The sequence below is a fragment of the Phytoactinopolyspora alkaliphila genome (assembly GCF_010550695.1).
Lineage (GTDB): Bacteria > Actinomycetota > Actinomycetes > Jiangellales > Jiangellaceae > Phytoactinopolyspora > Phytoactinopolyspora alkaliphila.
Genome location: NZ_JAAGOB010000005.1, coordinates 18,125 through 32,462 on the forward strand (window position 1 = coordinate 18,125; position 14,338 = coordinate 32,462).

Genomic DNA, 14,338 nt, shown 5'->3' on the forward strand with positions numbered 1-14,338 from the left:
GAACTGCCCAGACTTTTCGGCTACCAACTCTACGATCCTGATACTGCCGGGCCGCCCAAGATTCCCGCGAGCAGCCACTGCAGTCCGCGCCTGAAATTTCCGGAGACGTCGTCCGCGGTGAGTGGTGGCGCGGCCTCTGGTTCAACCGGAGCCGGAGTGGCCAGCGCGGCGAACCCGATCGTGAAAACGATCAATACCCGGCGAGCCTCATGCGCGGCGGTGCCGGTGAGGCCGGCGGCGGCGAGCAGGTGGAGCATGACCTCGCCGAGGCGCTGGGCGTTCGGCCCTCGGGCACCCTGCCGCGCCAGGTATAGCGGAACCAGGTCCGGGTGGCCGAGGAGCACGCTGAAGGTGGACGTCATGACGACGGACAGATCACCAGTCGGGTCGGCGCTGTCGGGGGCCGGCGTCTCGACATCAGCCAGTACGTCATCGAGCAGATCGTCGACCAGCGCGGTCTTGTTTGCCACGTAACTGTAAAGCGCGTTGGGAGCGACCCCGAGCCGACTCGCCAGATGGCGCATGGTGAGTCCGTCCAGGCCTCGTTCCGTCAGTACGTCTCGCGCCGTCTTCAGCACCGTGTCACGAGTCAGCCCGGCGCGCTGGCCTGGTGTGCGTGGTCCTGCCATCTTGCTTATTGTACAGCGTTCAGCTAAATTGTACGTTGTACAGCTGAGCAAAGGAGAGCGCCATGACCGTTGTCACCACCGGTGACGCCGCCGGCGTCCCGTACGTCGCCGTTCCACCGGCCGAAGGCACCGACCACGCGTCGGCTCCCGTGGTCGTGGCCTGGCACCTGATGGACCCACCACGCACCGAAGCCGCCTTCGCCGCGGCCCTCCCGTTGGACGGCCTGGACGCCTGGCGCATCTATCTCGGTCTGCCGATGTCCGGCTCACGGCTGCCAGAAGGTGGGTTCGAGGAGGTCATGCGGCTCGGTTACGAGGACGCCGTGTTGAACCTGCACGGTCCTGTGGTCACCCAGGCGGCGGAGGAGTTCCCGGCAGCTCTCGCGGTGCTCCGATCGCGGCTCGGTCTCGGTGACGCGCGCCTCGGCGTCGTCGGCGGGTCGGCGGGTGCCGCCGTGGCCGCGCTCGTCATCGCCGAGAGCGAGATAGCGGTCGACGCTGCGGTCCTGGTCAGCCCGCTATTGCGGCTGGTTCCTGCTGTCGAGGCGATGGGCCGGCAGCACGGTGTGACCTACCCGTGGTCCGACGCGTCGAGGGCCGTCGCGCACCGGCTGGACTTCGTGGCCCGCGCCGGGGAGTTGGCGGCGGCCGGGGAGCCGGCCACGCTCGTCGTGGTCGGAGAGAACGACGACGAGGACGGCTTCCTGGTCCCGGCGCGGGAGTTCCGCGACGAGCTAGCCGGCCGCTACTCGGACGCCCGTCGTGCCCAGCTGGTCGTCGTTCCGGGAATGGCGCACGCACTTGCGGAAGAACCTGGCATCGAGGCAGCGCCGCAGACACCACACGCGGCCGAGGTTGACCGGCACGCCGCCCGCTGGCTCGAGCGGCATCTGCACTGAGCTCCGTCGGTCCGGGCTGGCGCGGTCACCAATCTTCTCCGGCCTCGAGCCGGAGACGCAGGAGCTCTTCCAGTGCGATGGACTCGCCGTCGCGAGCACCCACACCCACCGTCAGCGGAGGATCGGTGGGTTCGATTCGCACACCGAACAAGCGGGATCTCAGGCTGGCCGGGACGTCGAGAATGCAATAGCCGCCCTCCAGATCGGCCCCGAGTGACTTGTTGCGGCGCAGATACCAGCCGGAGATGTTCGTCCGGTAGCTGGTGCCCGACTCTGGAACCCGAGCTCGCAAGGGGCCAGGTTGAATGCCCCGCTGGACCATCGCGCGGACGAAGCCGAGAAGGAGCTTCCGGGCCTGCTCCGTCTCCGCCGCTCGTCGCCGGTCAAGGGCGGCCGCGTGCGCGGCGAACGCTTCGCGCCGTTCGTCGCGCCAGCTCGAGTCCGGGCTCATCCAGACACACTAGCGCCCTGCGCGGTAAGGCTGTTTCCGGATCTGTCGTCGAGGCGCTGCCTGGCCGGCGGAGGCGGCGACAAGGGACTTTCCACGAGCGCACCAGCGAGAACTCGGGACGAGATGCCGGCGCGTCGCCCCTGGTGCTCTCTCGCCGGAGTAGGCTGCGTGGATGCCCAACCCGCGTTGGCTTGCCCGTGCCAACCGCGTCTGGATCAACCCGGTGGCGCGGCGCGTCTCGACCTGGATGCCTGGGCTCGGCGTGATCGTGCATCGAGGGCGTGTGTCCGGCAGCCTCTACCGGACACCGGTCAACGTCTTCCCCCGCGGGGATAGTTTCGTGATCGCCCTGACGTACGGACAGGATGCCGACTGGGTGAAGAACGTCCTGGCTGCGCAGGGCTGCGTCCTGCTTACCCGACGGCGCGAGATCGCGCTCGGAACTCCCCGGATCTATCGGGACGAGACGCGCGGGGACATGCCGGCCGTCGTGCGCGCCATCTTGCGGGTGATCAACGTCGAGCACTTCCTGAGGCTGACGCCCCCCGAGCGGTGAGGCGCCGGTCTCGTTTGACACGTGTCGACAGGAAACCTAGCTTGAAAGTTAATGCCAATAGCTTGTGCGCTGTCGTTCCTTAGCTGAGCTCACTGGAGATCGATATGCCCAGGGCCGGACTGTCCACGGCTGCTGTGGTCGACGCTGCCCTTGATGTCGTCGACCAGCAGGGAATAGAAGGGTTGACGCTGGCGGCGGTCGCGGGGCGTACCGGCGTCGCGCCTCCGTCGTTGTACAAGCATGTCCGCAGCCTCTCCGAGTTGCGCACGCTCGTCGGCGAACGGGTGCTGAACGAGATGGCGGACCGCTTCATTGCGGTGGTCATCGGATACAGCGGCGACGACGCGGTCACCGCATTGATGCACGCCTATCGGGCCTATGTCGGGGAGCATCCACGACGTTACGCGGCCGTTCCGTTCGATCCTCTGCACAGCGAAGCCCTAGTGGAAGCCGGGCAGAGAGTGCTCAATGTGTGTCTCGCCGTGCTTCGCGGCTACGGGATGAGCGACTCCGCGGCGGTTCACGCCACCAGGTGCCTGCGTGCCCTGGCCCATGGCTTTGTCTCGATCGAGACCAACGGTGGATTCGGCCTGCCCGAAGATCTCGATGAGACGTACGACCAAGCGATCCAGATGTTCCTCGCAAGCCTTCCGAGGCCGTGACCCCTGCGAGGTCGTAGCGGCCCTGGCCTCAGCGTTGTGGGTCGTCCTTGAGTACTTCCGACCCCTGCTTGATTTCCGTGGCCGTATGCCGGCCCTTCGCTGTAGCGTCCAGCTTCTCCTCTGGGGGAATCTCGCTGGCCGGGTCGGCTGCGGGACGCTCGCTGTCTCCGGTCGGCTCCGCGTCTAGATCGTGACCACTCATGCGTCTCTCCCGGCGTCGTCTATGGTGCGTTGTCGGCCCGTGCCTCTCCGGCGATATGCCCCGCGGTCGGCACCAGGCATAGCAGGCCTCAGCCGGGCCCCACATAGAGCCCGGCCGGTTTGCGACGCCCGGCCGCGGAACGCCGCTACGTGAAGATGCTGACGCCGCCAGGGCCGACCAGCAGCCCCACGATGATCAGCGCGATGCCGGCGAGAAGTGATCTCCGGAACAACAGAACGATGCCCCAGATCACGAGGATGACGGCGATGATCCATAAGACAAATTCCATGCGATCTTCTATACCCATTCCCGCAAGCCATAACGGGACCCGGTAACAGCGCAGGCCTCAGCGCGTCGAACCGGCACGCACAGGCCTGTGACCTTCATCGGCAGTGGAGCCACCGATGGCGCGCACCAATGCGGACTTAACCGATAGATGCACTGCTCCGAGAGCAGCGTGGAGCACCCAAGCCTGGTAGTCCCCCGAGGGCAGGCCCATGGGTTCCAGACCCGCACGGAGACACGCGTACTGGCTGGCGAGGTTGTGACGGTGGATTTTCCCAGTGAGCAACAGGGTTGAGCACCGCCGGTTCTTGGCTTCTTCGGCGGCGGTCTGCTGGACAATACGAAGCGCCTCGTCAGCCGTGGCTCCTCCCTGCGTTCGGTGACTCATCGCCGCGCCGAGGGCGTTGATGTATGCGACCAGCAGGTCGGAATCATCGTCGTAGACGACATGTACCGCCGCCGCGATGTCCCGCGCGTTGTCACGGCCGACGAGCAGGGCGTCGCCGGAGCGGAGATGCTGCGACGCTGCGCGCAAGTGCCGTTGCGCTTCCCACTCCCACGTGCGGGGATGCTGGAGTTTACGACCTCCCGGCGTTCGGGGCCGTTCGGTGGTGCAGGTGAACGTTTAAAGTTCGCGGGCAGCTGCTTTGGTGGTCAGCGGCTCCCACACCAAGTCGGCATGGGTCACGCAAGCGTCTGTGGCTTGCCTGTCCGGAGGGCACCGGCCCACTCGGCGGCGCTAAGTCGATCCGAAAGCACCCGATCGTAGGCTTCGGCCTCAGCGTCCTCGTCGGGCTCTGGAAAGTCGATCTCATCGACCGGCACGTCGAGAACCCACGCGAGCAGATCCGGGGCAGCGTTACCGGCCTCCACGCGGTCTCGCAGGGCAGCGAGCACCCCAAGAGGGAACATGCGCGCCGAGGAGTCCCGTTCCCGATCCACCAACGGATCGCCCCACTTGTCGTCATCAGAGAGCACATCCACGTGGGCGCGCAGGAGCCGCTGAGTGGGTTCGCGGAGCCACGAGTGCACCTTGTCGTGGACGCCGATTCGAAGGCTGCTGAGCCGGTGCCGCAACACCTCTGTCGATACTCCGGTGTTCCATAGGAACCCTGCGAGTCCAGACCCGTCGATGCCGTTCCAGTCGACACTATGGACAAGCGGCGTAGGCAGCAGCAGCGATGCGGCGAACGTGTCCGCAGGTCGCTCGTTCTGCATGGCATGAACGCTGTTGGCGTGATGTCCCAGTGCGAGGTGCCCTATCTCGTGCGCGAGCGACCAGTTGCTGCGGAACCAGTGAGGAGTCGACGCGAGCAGGATGACGCCCCTATCGCCGATTCGCATGGAGTAGTCGGTCGACAGGTTGGGCACTCGCACGACATCAACACCAAGTCGGCGTTCGACCGCAGCCGCGAACGGGCGCACGAACCCATCACCGAGCATGCGGCGCACGTCCTCGGGACGTTTCGGCAGTTCCACGGACGAGGGCGGACCATCCGGGTGCGCCTGGTGATATGCCCGGATGACGTTCCGGATGATTTCTTCGTCGTTCTCACGACCTGGGTTGACGCGCTGGGAGCGCATCGGGTCCCAGGCATGACGAGCGGCGACGTCGACCCGGAGCGGATCCCTCTGCCCGGTGATCAGCCAGTACACGTCCTCTCCGATGACGTCGGCAATCTTGGCGAGTTCGATCGACGCGAAGCCTCGCTGACCGCTGAGGGCGCGTGACATCGCATCCGGTGTCATGCCTACCTGTGCCGCGAGTTGCCGCTGACTGAGTCCAGGGGTCATGCGCGACCGGATTCGCTCTCCAACCGAATCCACCCACGCCTCCATCTCTACAACGTACCCCGGACTGTTGGGAAAATCCCAACTACTGGCTCGTTGCCCTTCTGCGTGGCACGCAGGCAGGAAAGGTGGAGAACTTCGGCGAACGAGAATGCTGTACGGCCGCCGGTGAGTCCGGCGCACGGTCAGGAATAAACAAGAACTGGCCCTGCCGGAGTTCGTGCTGGTCAGGGTCCGGTTATGTGGAGCCGCCTGTCGGAATCGAACCGACGACCTATTCATTACGAGTGAATCGCTCTGCCGACTGAGCTAAGGCGGCTGGCGCCGGATGACCGGGCACGCTGGACGAGTATAGGACGAAGCGGCCGCAGTTGCCGAATCGGCCGGTAAGGGCGGCGTCGCTAGAGTTCGCCGGTAGTGATCGCTTCGCCCAGGGCGGACCCAGCCACATACTCTGACCAGGACTTATTCCAGTCCACCATGCCAGGATCGCCACGGTCCACCAGGTCGTCGGCCTCCCGGGTGGAGTTTCTCACTGTCACGACGTCGCCATAGCGGACCAGGTCGAAGAACGTCTCGCCGTTGGCGTCGTTGAGGTTGATGCAACCGTGTGAGACGTTGTCCTCGCCTTGTGACTCCTCCGACCAGGGTGCGGAGTGGACGAACGTTCCACTGTAGGAAAGCCTGACCGCCCAGTCTGTATCCACGTCGTAGTAGTCGGGGTCACTGGGATCGCAGGTGATGTTGGCGTTGCAGGACGTCATGTTGCGCTCCTCGAACTTCTCGAGAATCACATACGTCCCGTTGCGCGTCGCAAAATCCGGCGCGCCGAGACTGGTGTCCCAGGTGTGCCTGGTCTCGCCGTCCACGCTGACCGTCATCGTGTGCGTGTCGGCGTCGACCTCCGCGATGTGCTCGGGTCCCACCTCGAACTGGAGATGGTACGAGCGCCCACCCCAGAGATCCTCGCCTGCCTGGACTCCGGTGAACTCCAGATCGAGTGCGACGCTGGTCCCGGCCGGCCAGTACTCCTCCGGGCGGAAGCGCACCTCGGTGTCGTCGACCCAGTGCCATGACCCTGTCACCTGCGGATCGGAGGAGACGTGCATGGCACGTTCGATCGCCTCCCGCTCCGCGACCGGTTGATCGAAGTGAACAACGATCGGCGCTCCGACCCCCACCACGGATTCGTTGCTCGGCTGCATGGCAAGAGTCAGCCGCTCGCCCTCCGGAACCGAGGCGATGGCCACTTCATCGGTGAACGTGTGCGAGCGGCCGAACCGATCCGACGCTGTCACGTTGATCTCGTAGTCAAGCCCGGGCTCGGGTCGTGAATCGCTCGTCCACGTCCGGCCGTCATCGCCGACGTTGCCGCTCAGTGGCTCACCATCGGTCGAGACGACGTCGGCGCTGTCGATCTGCGCGGCCTTGATCGTCACGCTGACCGGCTGGTCGAAGCGGAGTTCGTCGTCCAGGCTCTCCAGCTGGACCAGCGCGTGGACCTGACGTGGTTCGTCAGGCCCTTCGTCCGCGGAGCCACAGGACGAGAGAGCCAGCACCGCGACCAGGCCGACCATCGCCGCGGCGACGGCCCGGGACGGCCGGGCTCGGGAGGACATACCGCCCATTATGTGCAGACGAGGCCCTCCTCCGGCACCGTTCCGCCGATCAGGTAGCTGTCGACGGCGTCATCGACACAATCACTGCCGGAGAGGTAGGCGGTGTGGACGAACGCGTCGTAGGTGAGCAGGACGCCGGATTCGAGCCGTTCAGCCAGCGCCTCGGCCCATTCGTAGGGGGTTGCGGGATCGCCTGTGGTGCCGACCACCAGGATGGGGTCGGCCCCGGCTCCGGTGATTTGGGCAGGTTCGAACTCCGACGCCGCCGGCCACGCGGCACAGGTGAGTCCTGCCCACGCCATGAACCGCCCGAAGACCGGCGAGGCTTCCTCGAAGTCCTCGACGGAGGCTGTGTCCTCGCCGATCTCCCTGGCCGGCCGGTCGACGCAGTTCACCGCGACGATGGCCTCGTTCTGATTGCCGTCGTAGGCGCCGTCGGGATTGCGCGCCAGGTAGAAGTCGGCAAGTTGCAGCAGGACCGAGCCGTCACCGTCCTCCACAGCCAGCTCCAATGCTGCCGACAGCACTGGGTAGCCCTCGTTGGCGGGGGAGTACAGCGGAAGGATGATCCCGTAGAAGGCCAGTGATGTGGTGAGGGGACGAGACTCGTCGCCGCTGGGCAAGGGTTCGTCGTCGATCTCGGCGAGCAGATCCGTGAGCGCGGCACGGGCTTCCTCCTGGGATTCACCCAGCGGGCAGTCATTGTCGAGGCACCACTCGAGAAAGGCTTCGAGTGCTCGCTCGAACCCACGAGCCTGCCCGAGCGCCACCTCGTCCGCTTCCAGGGCCGGATCGATGGCACCGTCGAGGACCAGCCTGCCGGCCCGCTCCGGGAACAGATCGGCATAGGCCGCGCCGATGAACGTCCCGTATGACTTGCCGAGGTAGTTGAGCTTCTCGTCGCCGAGTGCGGAGCGCAGGACGTCCATGTCACGGGCGACGTCGGCGGTTCCGATGTGCGCCAGCATGTCGCCTGACCTGGCATCACATGCTTGGGCGAACTCCTCGGCCGTCGCCTCCAGCTCGGCGAGCTGCTCGTCGGTCTCGGCGCTCGCCTGACCGCTGAGGTACTCGTCCAGCTCGGCGTCGTCGACACAGTCGATCGGGGTGGACGCTCCGACGCCACGCGGGTCGAAGCCCACGATGTCGAATTGCTCCAGTACCTCTTCGGTGGCGACGACATGAGCGTTGCGGGCGTACTCCATGCCCGACGCACCCGGTCCACCCGGATTGACGACCAGCGAGCCGCCGGCCTCGCCCGACGCCGCGGGGACCCGGAGGAGTGCGACATCGATCGTGTCACCTTCGGGTTCCTCGTAGTTCAGGGGAACCGTCAGCGACGAGCACTGGTATTGGTCTCCGCAGTCTTCCCACTGCAGCGTCTGCGTGTAGAACTCGGCGAGCTCGGCCGGCACGCCCTCGGTGGCGTCCGGGGCGGGAGTCGACTCTGGCGGCATCTCCTGCCGCGGCGGTTCGTCGGGATCGTTGGCGGGCGACGAGCACGCCGCCAGAGCCACCACAGCCAACAGGCCGAGGGCGAGCGGCGCGTGGGATGACCGGCTGTTCATCAGTGCTCCTGATCGCCGCGATGGGCGTTGTGATCGCCCTCGTCGAGGGCCTCGTCCGACGTGGGGCGCATGCCGGATCTCACCGCGGACTCGTACTCCTGCCGAGACCCGCACACGCTCGCCTTGGGGCACGCGACCTTCCGGCCGGTCTCCCGATCTCTTACGTAAACGGTCTCAGACGGGACGTTGTAGCCCGTGACGGTGCCGGTGACCCCGGTATCGGTCTCGACCCCGCAACCCACGGTCGGCACGCTTCGCTTGAAATCCTGGTACAGCGGATGCTCGTATTTCAGGCAGCACATCAGCCGACCGCACGCGCCGGAGATCTTCAGCGGGTTCAGCGGCAGGTCCTGCTCCTTGGCCATTCTGATGCTGACCGGTTCGAAGTCCTTCAGAAATGTCGAACAGCAGGTTTCCCGCCCGCAGGGGCCGACGCCTCCCTGCACCCGCGCCTCGTCCCGAGGGCCGAGCTGGCGCAGATCGATCCGGGCTCGCAGGGTCCGCGCCAGGTCGCGCACGAGCTCGCGAAAGTCGACGCGCTGGGGTGCACTGAAGTAAATGGTGATGAGCTGGTCGACGTCCTGCCGAGTATCGACGAAGTCGACGCCGACAACCTTCATGGGAAGGCCGTGATCACGAATGAGCCGGCGTGCCACCACCCGGGCCTCGGCACGCCTCCGGCGATTGCGCTCGTCGCGCTCCAGGTGTTCGTCGGTGGCCAGGCCAGCGCATACCGGGAGGCCGTCGACGTCCTCGCTGACCCATTGCGGGGCCCAGACGCACTCTGCCACCTCCGGACCGTCGTCCGTCGGTACCAGAACCTTGTCTCCGACTCGAGGAGAGGCTTCACCCGGATCGAGGTAATAGAGCTTCCCGTACCGGGTGAAGGCTACTGCCATCACCATGCCCACAGAGCCCACCATACGGCGTGTTGTGTCCGGCGCCACCTCTGCCTGGCAGAGGCCCGTGCATGAACACTGGACCACCTGATCCAGGGTGAGTCGGCTTCTGGTGCCGTCGGCGGCTTGACTGGGGACCGTGGTTCGGGGAACCTCACGCCGGGTAGAGCCGTCTAGGTAGGGTGCGCGAGATGGGTCTATTGCGCCTCATGTAGCGCGCGTAACCCTATGAGGAGCCACTGATGTGGGAAGTCCGGCGAGGATAGGTGTGTGGGCGACATGACTGACAGCGCCGGTGATTACCATCAGAGCGCGCGTGGCCGCCGGCACAGCTGGTACGGGACGAAGGCGTCGGTCAAGCGGGTGCTGTCCTGGCGGGTGCCGCACCTGGTGGTGCGTGGATCGGCCGCGATCGTGGGTGACCGGATCCGCCGCGAGCGGCTCCCGGCCCCTGCCCACGTCAAGGCTGTGCGAGCCCGAATGGCGGGCGTGACCTTCGTCATGACCCGGCCGGACCGGTGCATCATCGCCAAGGAGCTCTATTGGGGACACGGTGTGCGACCCCGCGCGGAGGACCAGCTGGCGCTCGACGTCTTCGCCGCGTTGGCCAGAACCAGCAAGGTGATTCTCGATGTCGGTGCGTATACCGGGATCTTCGCCATCCTCGGCGCGAAGGTCTCCGAGGATGCGGAGGTACACGCGTTCGAGGTGGTGCCGGAGGTGGCCAAAGCGGCGCTGGACAACGTCGTCGCCAATGATCTCCTACCGCGGATCACCCTCCATGTCCAGGGCGTGGGCAAGGACGGTGACGTCGCTCGTATCTCGATCGGTGACGGCGGATCCGCTCTGCCGGACTTCTACTCGACTCAGATGCACTTCGACCGCGGTGTGGACGTGCCGGTCAGTTCGCTGGACACTGTGGCCGGCTCGTTTTCCGGCCTGGCGCGGGGTGTCCCTACGGTCATGAAGATCGACGTCGAGGGCACTGAGGACGCCGTACTGCTGAACGGGCAGGACTTCCTGGCCACCAACCGGCCCGACATCCTGTGCGAGATCCTGCCCGGGATCGCGAACGTCGAAGGCGTCAAGACCGCGCTCGCCCCGCACGGCTACCGCTATTACCGAGTGGAGACGGGCGCCCTGACCGCACACGACGAGCTGGTGGCTGAGGAGCCGTTCCGTGACTGGCTGTTCACCACCAAAACCCCCGCAGAACTAGCCTCCGCCGGAATACCGAGTCGCTGACTGGTAATGGTGTCCGGAAGATGCCGTCCAGGGCGTGGCCGGGCATCGGCGAGGAACGAAGCCTTCAGAGCGGCGAGCCGCCGGACGAGGAACGAGGGAGGCGGGCAGCGCGACCATTAGATTGCGGGGACGGCATCTTCCGGACACCACCACCTGCCGCGGTCGCTATCCCTCGCGGAGCGTCAACGCCATCGACTCGAGGGTGAGAAGGGGCGCGGCGTTCGCCAGCAACGCCTCGCGCGCCGCCACGATCGCTTCCATTCTCCGCAGCGTCGCCGCGGCTGTTCCATTCCGAGCCAGCCGGTCGAGCGACGGGCGGATCTCTTCGTTGACGAGTTCGGCGCCGACACCGAGCTGGAGCGTGAGCACGTCGCGGTAGAGGGCGAGCACGTCGACGAGCGCGCGATCGATGGAGTCTCGCTGGACCCGTGTGCGGCGCAGCTTCTGCTCGTGTTCCAGTTCCTTGACGGCAGCGTTCATGTTCCGTGGCTTGCGGCCGGTGGTGCCCGCACCGAGCGCCGTCCTCAGCTCCTCTACCTCGCGGTGATCGAGGGTGTCGCAGTGCTTCTCGGCGTCGGCCTTCGCGGCGTCGACCAGGCTGGCGGCGGCGTCGAGACACTGGCGGAGGTCGTTCAGTGCGAACGGCAGCCGCAGGACTTCTTCACGCCGGGCTCGTGTGTCCGGGTCGTTGGCGAGTGCTCGAGCTCGGCCGATGTGTCCTTGTGACGCTCGCGCGGCGAATGCGGCGACGGTTTCGTCGACGCCCTCGGTGGCGGACAGGTACGCGGCCACGTCCGTGTGGGGAGGCGTGCGGAGCTGGACGACGCGGCAGCGCGACCGGATGGTCGGCACGATGTCCTCGGCCGTCGGAGCGCAGAGCATCCATACGGTGTGTTCGGGCGGCTCCTCCACGGAGAGCAGCAGCGCGTCGGCGGCGTCCTCGCCGAGGCGGTCGGCATCCTCGACCACGATGATCTGCCATCTTCCCCGCGCAGGCTTCAGGGCGGCTCTGGGAACCAGATCCCGGACCTGGCTGATCCGGATGTTCAGGCCCTCGGTGGTGAGCGACGCGACGTCGGGATGCGTACCGGAACGGACATCGGCGCACTCCCGGCAGTGGCCGCAACCGCCGTCCGGGCACTGCAAGGCTGCCGCGAACGCTCGCGCCATGACCGATCTTCCCGACCCAGGAGGGCCGGTGAACAGCCATGCGTGAGTCATCGACCCGCTGCTGCCGCCGCCGAGCGCCTGCGCGGCATCTGCCACCGTGCGCTGCAGCGCGGGCACGATGGACTGCCCGACCACCCTGTCCCAGACGCTCACTCGATCACCTTCTCAGCTGCCGCGGCGATCTCGGCGGCGATCTGATCTGCCTCCCGGCCGGCGTCGACCACGAGGTACCGGTCCGGTTCACGGCCGGCGAGATCGAGAAAAGCCTGCCGGATCCGCTCGTGGACGTGGTCGGGCTCGCGCTCGATCCGGTCGAATTGCCCCAGGTTCTCCATCCGGCGTCGCCGCTCCGACGCCTCCAGGTCAAGCACGACGGTCAGGTCCGGTCGTAGCCCCTGGGTGGCGAACTCGGACAACGCTGCGACCTGGTCGATGCCCAGGCCCCGTCCGACGCCCTGGTAGGCGATCGACGAATCGACGTACCGGTCAGTGACCACAACCGCGCCGCGCTGCAGCGCCGGGCTGACGAGCGAGGTCACGTGGTCGGCGCGGTCAGCCGCGAAGAGCAGCGCCTCGGCTCGGACGTCGAGCTCGCCGCCATCGAGAAGGATGGCTCGGACCTCCGCGCCGATGCGGGAATCGCCGGGCTCGCGAGTGACGACGACCTCCCGCCCGCGCCCGCGCAGATGCGCGGCCAGCAGGCCGACCTGGGTGGATTTGCCCACGCCGTCGCCCCCTTCGAACGCGATGAACTGCCCGCGCCCGGGAGGCCGCGAATGGGCCGGCGGTGCCGCCGTCGGCTCGTCGTCGTTTGGGATCACCACGCCAGAGTAATGACTCGTGCCGACGGCTGCCGACCCTCGTCCACATCTCGATGGGCTGAGCTACGGACACCGGGGTACCGGGGCACTCCAGCTGGAGCCGGACCGGGTCGACACGTAGCGGTCACTGACCCATCTGCCGTCGGTGAGCCGATTCCATACCGACGTGCCGTCCACGGCCGAGCCCTTTGTCTGGCACGTGATCCAGGCGAGCGATCCACGGGGCAGCGGATTGCCGGACAGCCGGTGTGACGTGCCAGGCCCGGATCGGGCATTGAGTGGGATGCCGCTGGTCACCTGCCCGGGATACGCGCACCGTGGAACAGCAGCCGTGGAAAACCCGCTGCTGGACGGCGTCGACACGTAGCGATCACTCACCCAGCTGCCGTTGGACAGACGGTTCCACACCGAAGTGGAGCCGATCTTCTGACCACGGCCCTGGCAGATCACGGACACGGTGGAACCGGGCGCGTGGTTGCGTACGGCCGGGTAGGACGTGCCTGGTCCTTTCCGGGCGTTGAGGGGCGTGCTGCTGGTCACCCGGTAGGCGCGGGCCACGGTAGCGACCGGAGCGTCGATCGAGTTGCTGTCGATCTTCAGCGTCGCGCCGCCATAGGTCACCTTGTGTTCACCGCGGTACTGCTTGGCGCGCTGAGCGTGTGCCCACCGTGAGTTGGGTGTGCGAGGCCAGCCGGTGAGCGAGGTGTCGCGGTCCCACTTCGCCATCCAGACGGCGTCCGGACGAGCGTATTTCGACGACGTATAGCTGTCCGAGAGATCCCGCAGCCCGGACGCGTGGTGGACGTAGACGCCCGAAAGGTAGCCGCTGGCGTGCAGCGTCTTGGTCCATTCGGAAATGTATCGGCGCACCGCGATCCGGCAGTCCTGCTTGGACCGGTCATAGTGCTCGATGTCCGCGTACAGCGCGCTACCTGGCAGCAGGCCGAGGTTGCGGGCATGCTTGATCGCGTCCCGGGCGTTGGACCGTCCGAACGACGCCGCATCGGACCGGCTGAAGGTGTGCATGGGCCGGCCGATCACGCAAGAGGGTTGCCGCCCGACGTAGGTGGGCATCAGCTTCCAGCCCATCGCGGTGGCTTCGCGGACCCAGGTCCTGCTGAGCTGGGGCTGCCTGCAGCCGCGATTGATACCGCCGAAGTAGACGTTGACCGTGGAGAAGCTCGAGCTCCGCCAGGCGCGTAGAGTGCTCAACGACGGCGCGGTGCACGTGTCGAAGCCCAGCCCGCCCGCCCGGGTGGCCGAGGCCCCCTTCGGATACGTGACCGGTGTCTCCGGCTCGGCCACGGCTGACGATGTGAGACCACTGACGATCAGCATCGAGGCCGCAGACGCTGCTCCAATGCGTGCGGCGATGACTCGTGCCGCGCGAGACCGCTGTCGAGTTGCCTGGCGGTCCATGACCACCTCCCCGTTCGACTGCACACAGACGTACCGTCCTGAAAGACCGATGTTGCCCCTGAGGACTGTGAGGCTACTGTGCTCACAGTGCCACATGTTGCGGGAGTAGGAAGTGGTTTCGG

Annotated in this window: 16 protein-coding genes and 1 tRNA gene; 4 read left to right on the top strand and 13 right to left on the bottom strand. The window is 66.6% G+C overall.

All coding sequences use genetic code 11. From position 1 onward, the window contains the following. Positions 1-29 precede the first annotated feature (29 nt). Positions 30-629 (bottom strand): TetR/AcrR family transcriptional regulator, encoded by a 600-nt coding sequence (locus G1H11_RS10225; RefSeq protein ID WP_163818479.1) that lies wholly within the window; start codon positions 627-629, stop codon positions 30-32. A 62-nt stretch (positions 630-691) separates the two neighbouring features. Between G1H11_RS10225 and G1H11_RS10230 the strand changes: the two genes are divergently transcribed. Next, positions 692-1,528: an alpha/beta hydrolase gene (locus G1H11_RS10230; protein WP_163818480.1), complete on the top strand. Its 837-nt coding sequence runs from the start codon at positions 692-694 to the stop codon at positions 1,526-1,528. A gap of 25 nt (positions 1,529-1,553) precedes the next feature. On the opposite strand, the gene G1H11_RS10235 is transcribed toward G1H11_RS10230, so the two are convergent. After that, positions 1,554-1,979, bottom strand: a complete 426-nt coding sequence (locus tag G1H11_RS10235) for a hypothetical protein (protein WP_163818481.1) — start codon at positions 1,977-1,979, stop codon at positions 1,554-1,556. Between the two features lie 172 nt (positions 1,980-2,151). Here G1H11_RS10235 and G1H11_RS10240 point away from each other — a divergent pair, with 172 nt between their 5' ends. Next, positions 2,152-2,535: a nitroreductase family deazaflavin-dependent oxidoreductase gene (locus G1H11_RS10240; RefSeq protein WP_163818482.1), complete on the top strand. Its 384-nt coding sequence runs from the start codon at positions 2,152-2,154 to the stop codon at positions 2,533-2,535. Positions 2,536-2,639: 104 nt separating this feature from the next. Next, positions 2,640-3,197, top strand: coding sequence for a TetR/AcrR family transcriptional regulator (locus G1H11_RS10245; RefSeq protein ID WP_163818483.1), 558 nt, complete (start codon positions 2,640-2,642; stop codon positions 3,195-3,197). Between the two features lie 28 nt (positions 3,198-3,225). Here G1H11_RS10245 and G1H11_RS10250 read toward each other — a convergent pair whose 3' ends face one another. The 8 genes from G1H11_RS10250 to G1H11_RS10280 form a co-directional block, all read right to left on the bottom strand. Further along, positions 3,226-3,399: a hypothetical protein gene (locus G1H11_RS10250; protein ID WP_163818484.1), complete on the bottom strand. Its 174-nt coding sequence runs from the start codon at positions 3,397-3,399 to the stop codon at positions 3,226-3,228. Between the two features lie 145 nt (positions 3,400-3,544). Continuing rightward, a complete protein-coding gene (locus tag G1H11_RS25000; RefSeq protein WP_174257575.1) occupies positions 3,545-3,688 on the bottom strand; it encodes a GPGG-motif small membrane protein in 144 nt (47 codons plus the stop codon). Positions 3,689-3,745: 57 nt separating this feature from the next. Continuing rightward, positions 3,746-4,219, bottom strand: a complete 474-nt coding sequence (locus tag G1H11_RS10255; RefSeq protein ID WP_163818485.1) for a hypothetical protein — start codon at positions 4,217-4,219, stop codon at positions 3,746-3,748. Positions 4,220-4,368: 149 nt separating this feature from the next. After that, positions 4,369-5,511 carry an ImmA/IrrE family metallo-endopeptidase gene (locus tag G1H11_RS25725; protein ID WP_216843631.1) on the bottom strand — a complete coding sequence of 381 codons (1,143 nt, stop codon included), beginning with the start codon at positions 5,509-5,511 and terminating at the stop codon, positions 4,369-4,371. 207 nt (positions 5,512-5,718) lie between these two features. Further along, positions 5,719-5,794: transfer RNA gene (locus tag G1H11_RS10265), tRNA-Thr, on the bottom strand. Positions 5,795-5,876: 82 nt separating this feature from the next. After that, the gene (locus tag G1H11_RS10270; protein ID WP_163818487.1) at positions 5,877-7,094 is read right to left on the bottom strand and encodes a L,D-transpeptidase; all 1,218 of its coding nucleotides are present in this window, start codon (positions 7,092-7,094) and stop codon (positions 5,877-5,879) included. An 8-nt stretch (positions 7,095-7,102) separates the two neighbouring features. Continuing rightward, positions 7,103-8,662 (bottom strand): alpha/beta hydrolase, encoded by a 1,560-nt coding sequence (locus tag G1H11_RS10275; RefSeq protein ID WP_163818488.1) that lies wholly within the window; start codon positions 8,660-8,662, stop codon positions 7,103-7,105. Next, a complete protein-coding gene (locus G1H11_RS10280; protein ID WP_163818798.1) occupies positions 8,662-9,567 on the bottom strand; it encodes a PSP1 domain-containing protein in 906 nt (301 codons plus the stop codon). Before G1H11_RS10280 ends, G1H11_RS10275 begins: the two co-directional genes overlap by 1 nt. A gap of 273 nt (positions 9,568-9,840) precedes the next feature. Between G1H11_RS10280 and G1H11_RS10285 the strand changes: the two genes are divergently transcribed. Next, positions 9,841-10,806, top strand: a complete 966-nt coding sequence (locus G1H11_RS10285; RefSeq protein WP_163818489.1) for an FkbM family methyltransferase — start codon at positions 9,841-9,843, stop codon at positions 10,804-10,806. Between the two features lie 165 nt (positions 10,807-10,971). On the opposite strand, the gene G1H11_RS10290 is transcribed toward G1H11_RS10285, so the two are convergent. The 3 genes from G1H11_RS10290 to G1H11_RS10300 form a co-directional block, all read right to left on the bottom strand. Further along, a complete protein-coding gene (locus G1H11_RS10290; RefSeq protein WP_163818490.1) occupies positions 10,972-12,129 on the bottom strand; it encodes a DNA polymerase III subunit delta' in 1,158 nt (385 codons plus the stop codon). Beyond that, positions 12,126-12,797, bottom strand: coding sequence for a dTMP kinase (gene tmk, locus G1H11_RS10295; protein ID WP_216843633.1), 672 nt, complete (start codon positions 12,795-12,797; stop codon positions 12,126-12,128). The genes G1H11_RS10290 and tmk overlap by 4 nt, the downstream gene beginning before the upstream one ends. A gap of 63 nt (positions 12,798-12,860) precedes the next feature. Further along, a complete protein-coding gene (locus G1H11_RS10300; protein ID WP_163818491.1) occupies positions 12,861-14,216 on the bottom strand; it encodes a glycoside hydrolase domain-containing protein in 1,356 nt (451 codons plus the stop codon). Between the last annotated feature and the right edge of the window lie 122 nt (positions 14,217-14,338).

What these genes read in the sequence shown, in the direction of transcription:
- G1H11_RS10225 (WP_163818479.1), bottom strand. Translation starts at nt 629, where the DNA reads ATGGCAGGACCACGCACACCAGGCCAGCGCGCCGGGCTGACTCGTGAC.
- G1H11_RS10230 (WP_163818480.1), top strand. Translation starts at nt 692, where the DNA reads ATGACCGTTGTCACCACCGGTGACGCCGCCGGCGTCCCGTACGTCGCC.
- G1H11_RS10235 (WP_163818481.1), bottom strand. Translation starts at nt 1,979, where the DNA reads ATGAGCCCGGACTCGAGCTGGCGCGACGAACGGCGCGAAGCGTTCGCC.
- G1H11_RS10240 (WP_163818482.1), top strand. Translation starts at nt 2,152, where the DNA reads ATGCCCAACCCGCGTTGGCTTGCCCGTGCCAACCGCGTCTGGATCAAC.
- G1H11_RS10245 (WP_163818483.1), top strand. Translation starts at nt 2,640, where the DNA reads ATGCCCAGGGCCGGACTGTCCACGGCTGCTGTGGTCGACGCTGCCCTT.
- G1H11_RS10250 (WP_163818484.1), bottom strand. Translation starts at nt 3,399, where the DNA reads ATGAGTGGTCACGATCTAGACGCGGAGCCGACCGGAGACAGCGAGCGT.
- G1H11_RS25000 (WP_174257575.1), bottom strand. Translation starts at nt 3,688, where the DNA reads ATGGAATTTGTCTTATGGATCATCGCCGTCATCCTCGTGATCTGGGGC.
- G1H11_RS10270 (WP_163818487.1), bottom strand. Translation starts at nt 7,094, where the DNA reads ATGTCCTCCCGAGCCCGGCCGTCCCGGGCCGTCGCCGCGGCGATGGTC.
- G1H11_RS10275 (WP_163818488.1), bottom strand. Translation starts at nt 8,662, where the DNA reads ATGAACAGCCGGTCATCCCACGCGCCGCTCGCCCTCGGCCTGTTGGCT.
- G1H11_RS10280 (WP_163818798.1), bottom strand. Translation starts at nt 9,567, where the DNA reads ATGGTGATGGCAGTAGCCTTCACCCGGTACGGGAAGCTCTATTACCTC.
- G1H11_RS10285 (WP_163818489.1), top strand. Translation starts at nt 9,841, where the DNA reads ATGACTGACAGCGCCGGTGATTACCATCAGAGCGCGCGTGGCCGCCGG.
- G1H11_RS10300 (WP_163818491.1), bottom strand. Translation starts at nt 14,216, where the DNA reads ATGGACCGCCAGGCAACTCGACAGCGGTCTCGCGCGGCACGAGTCATC.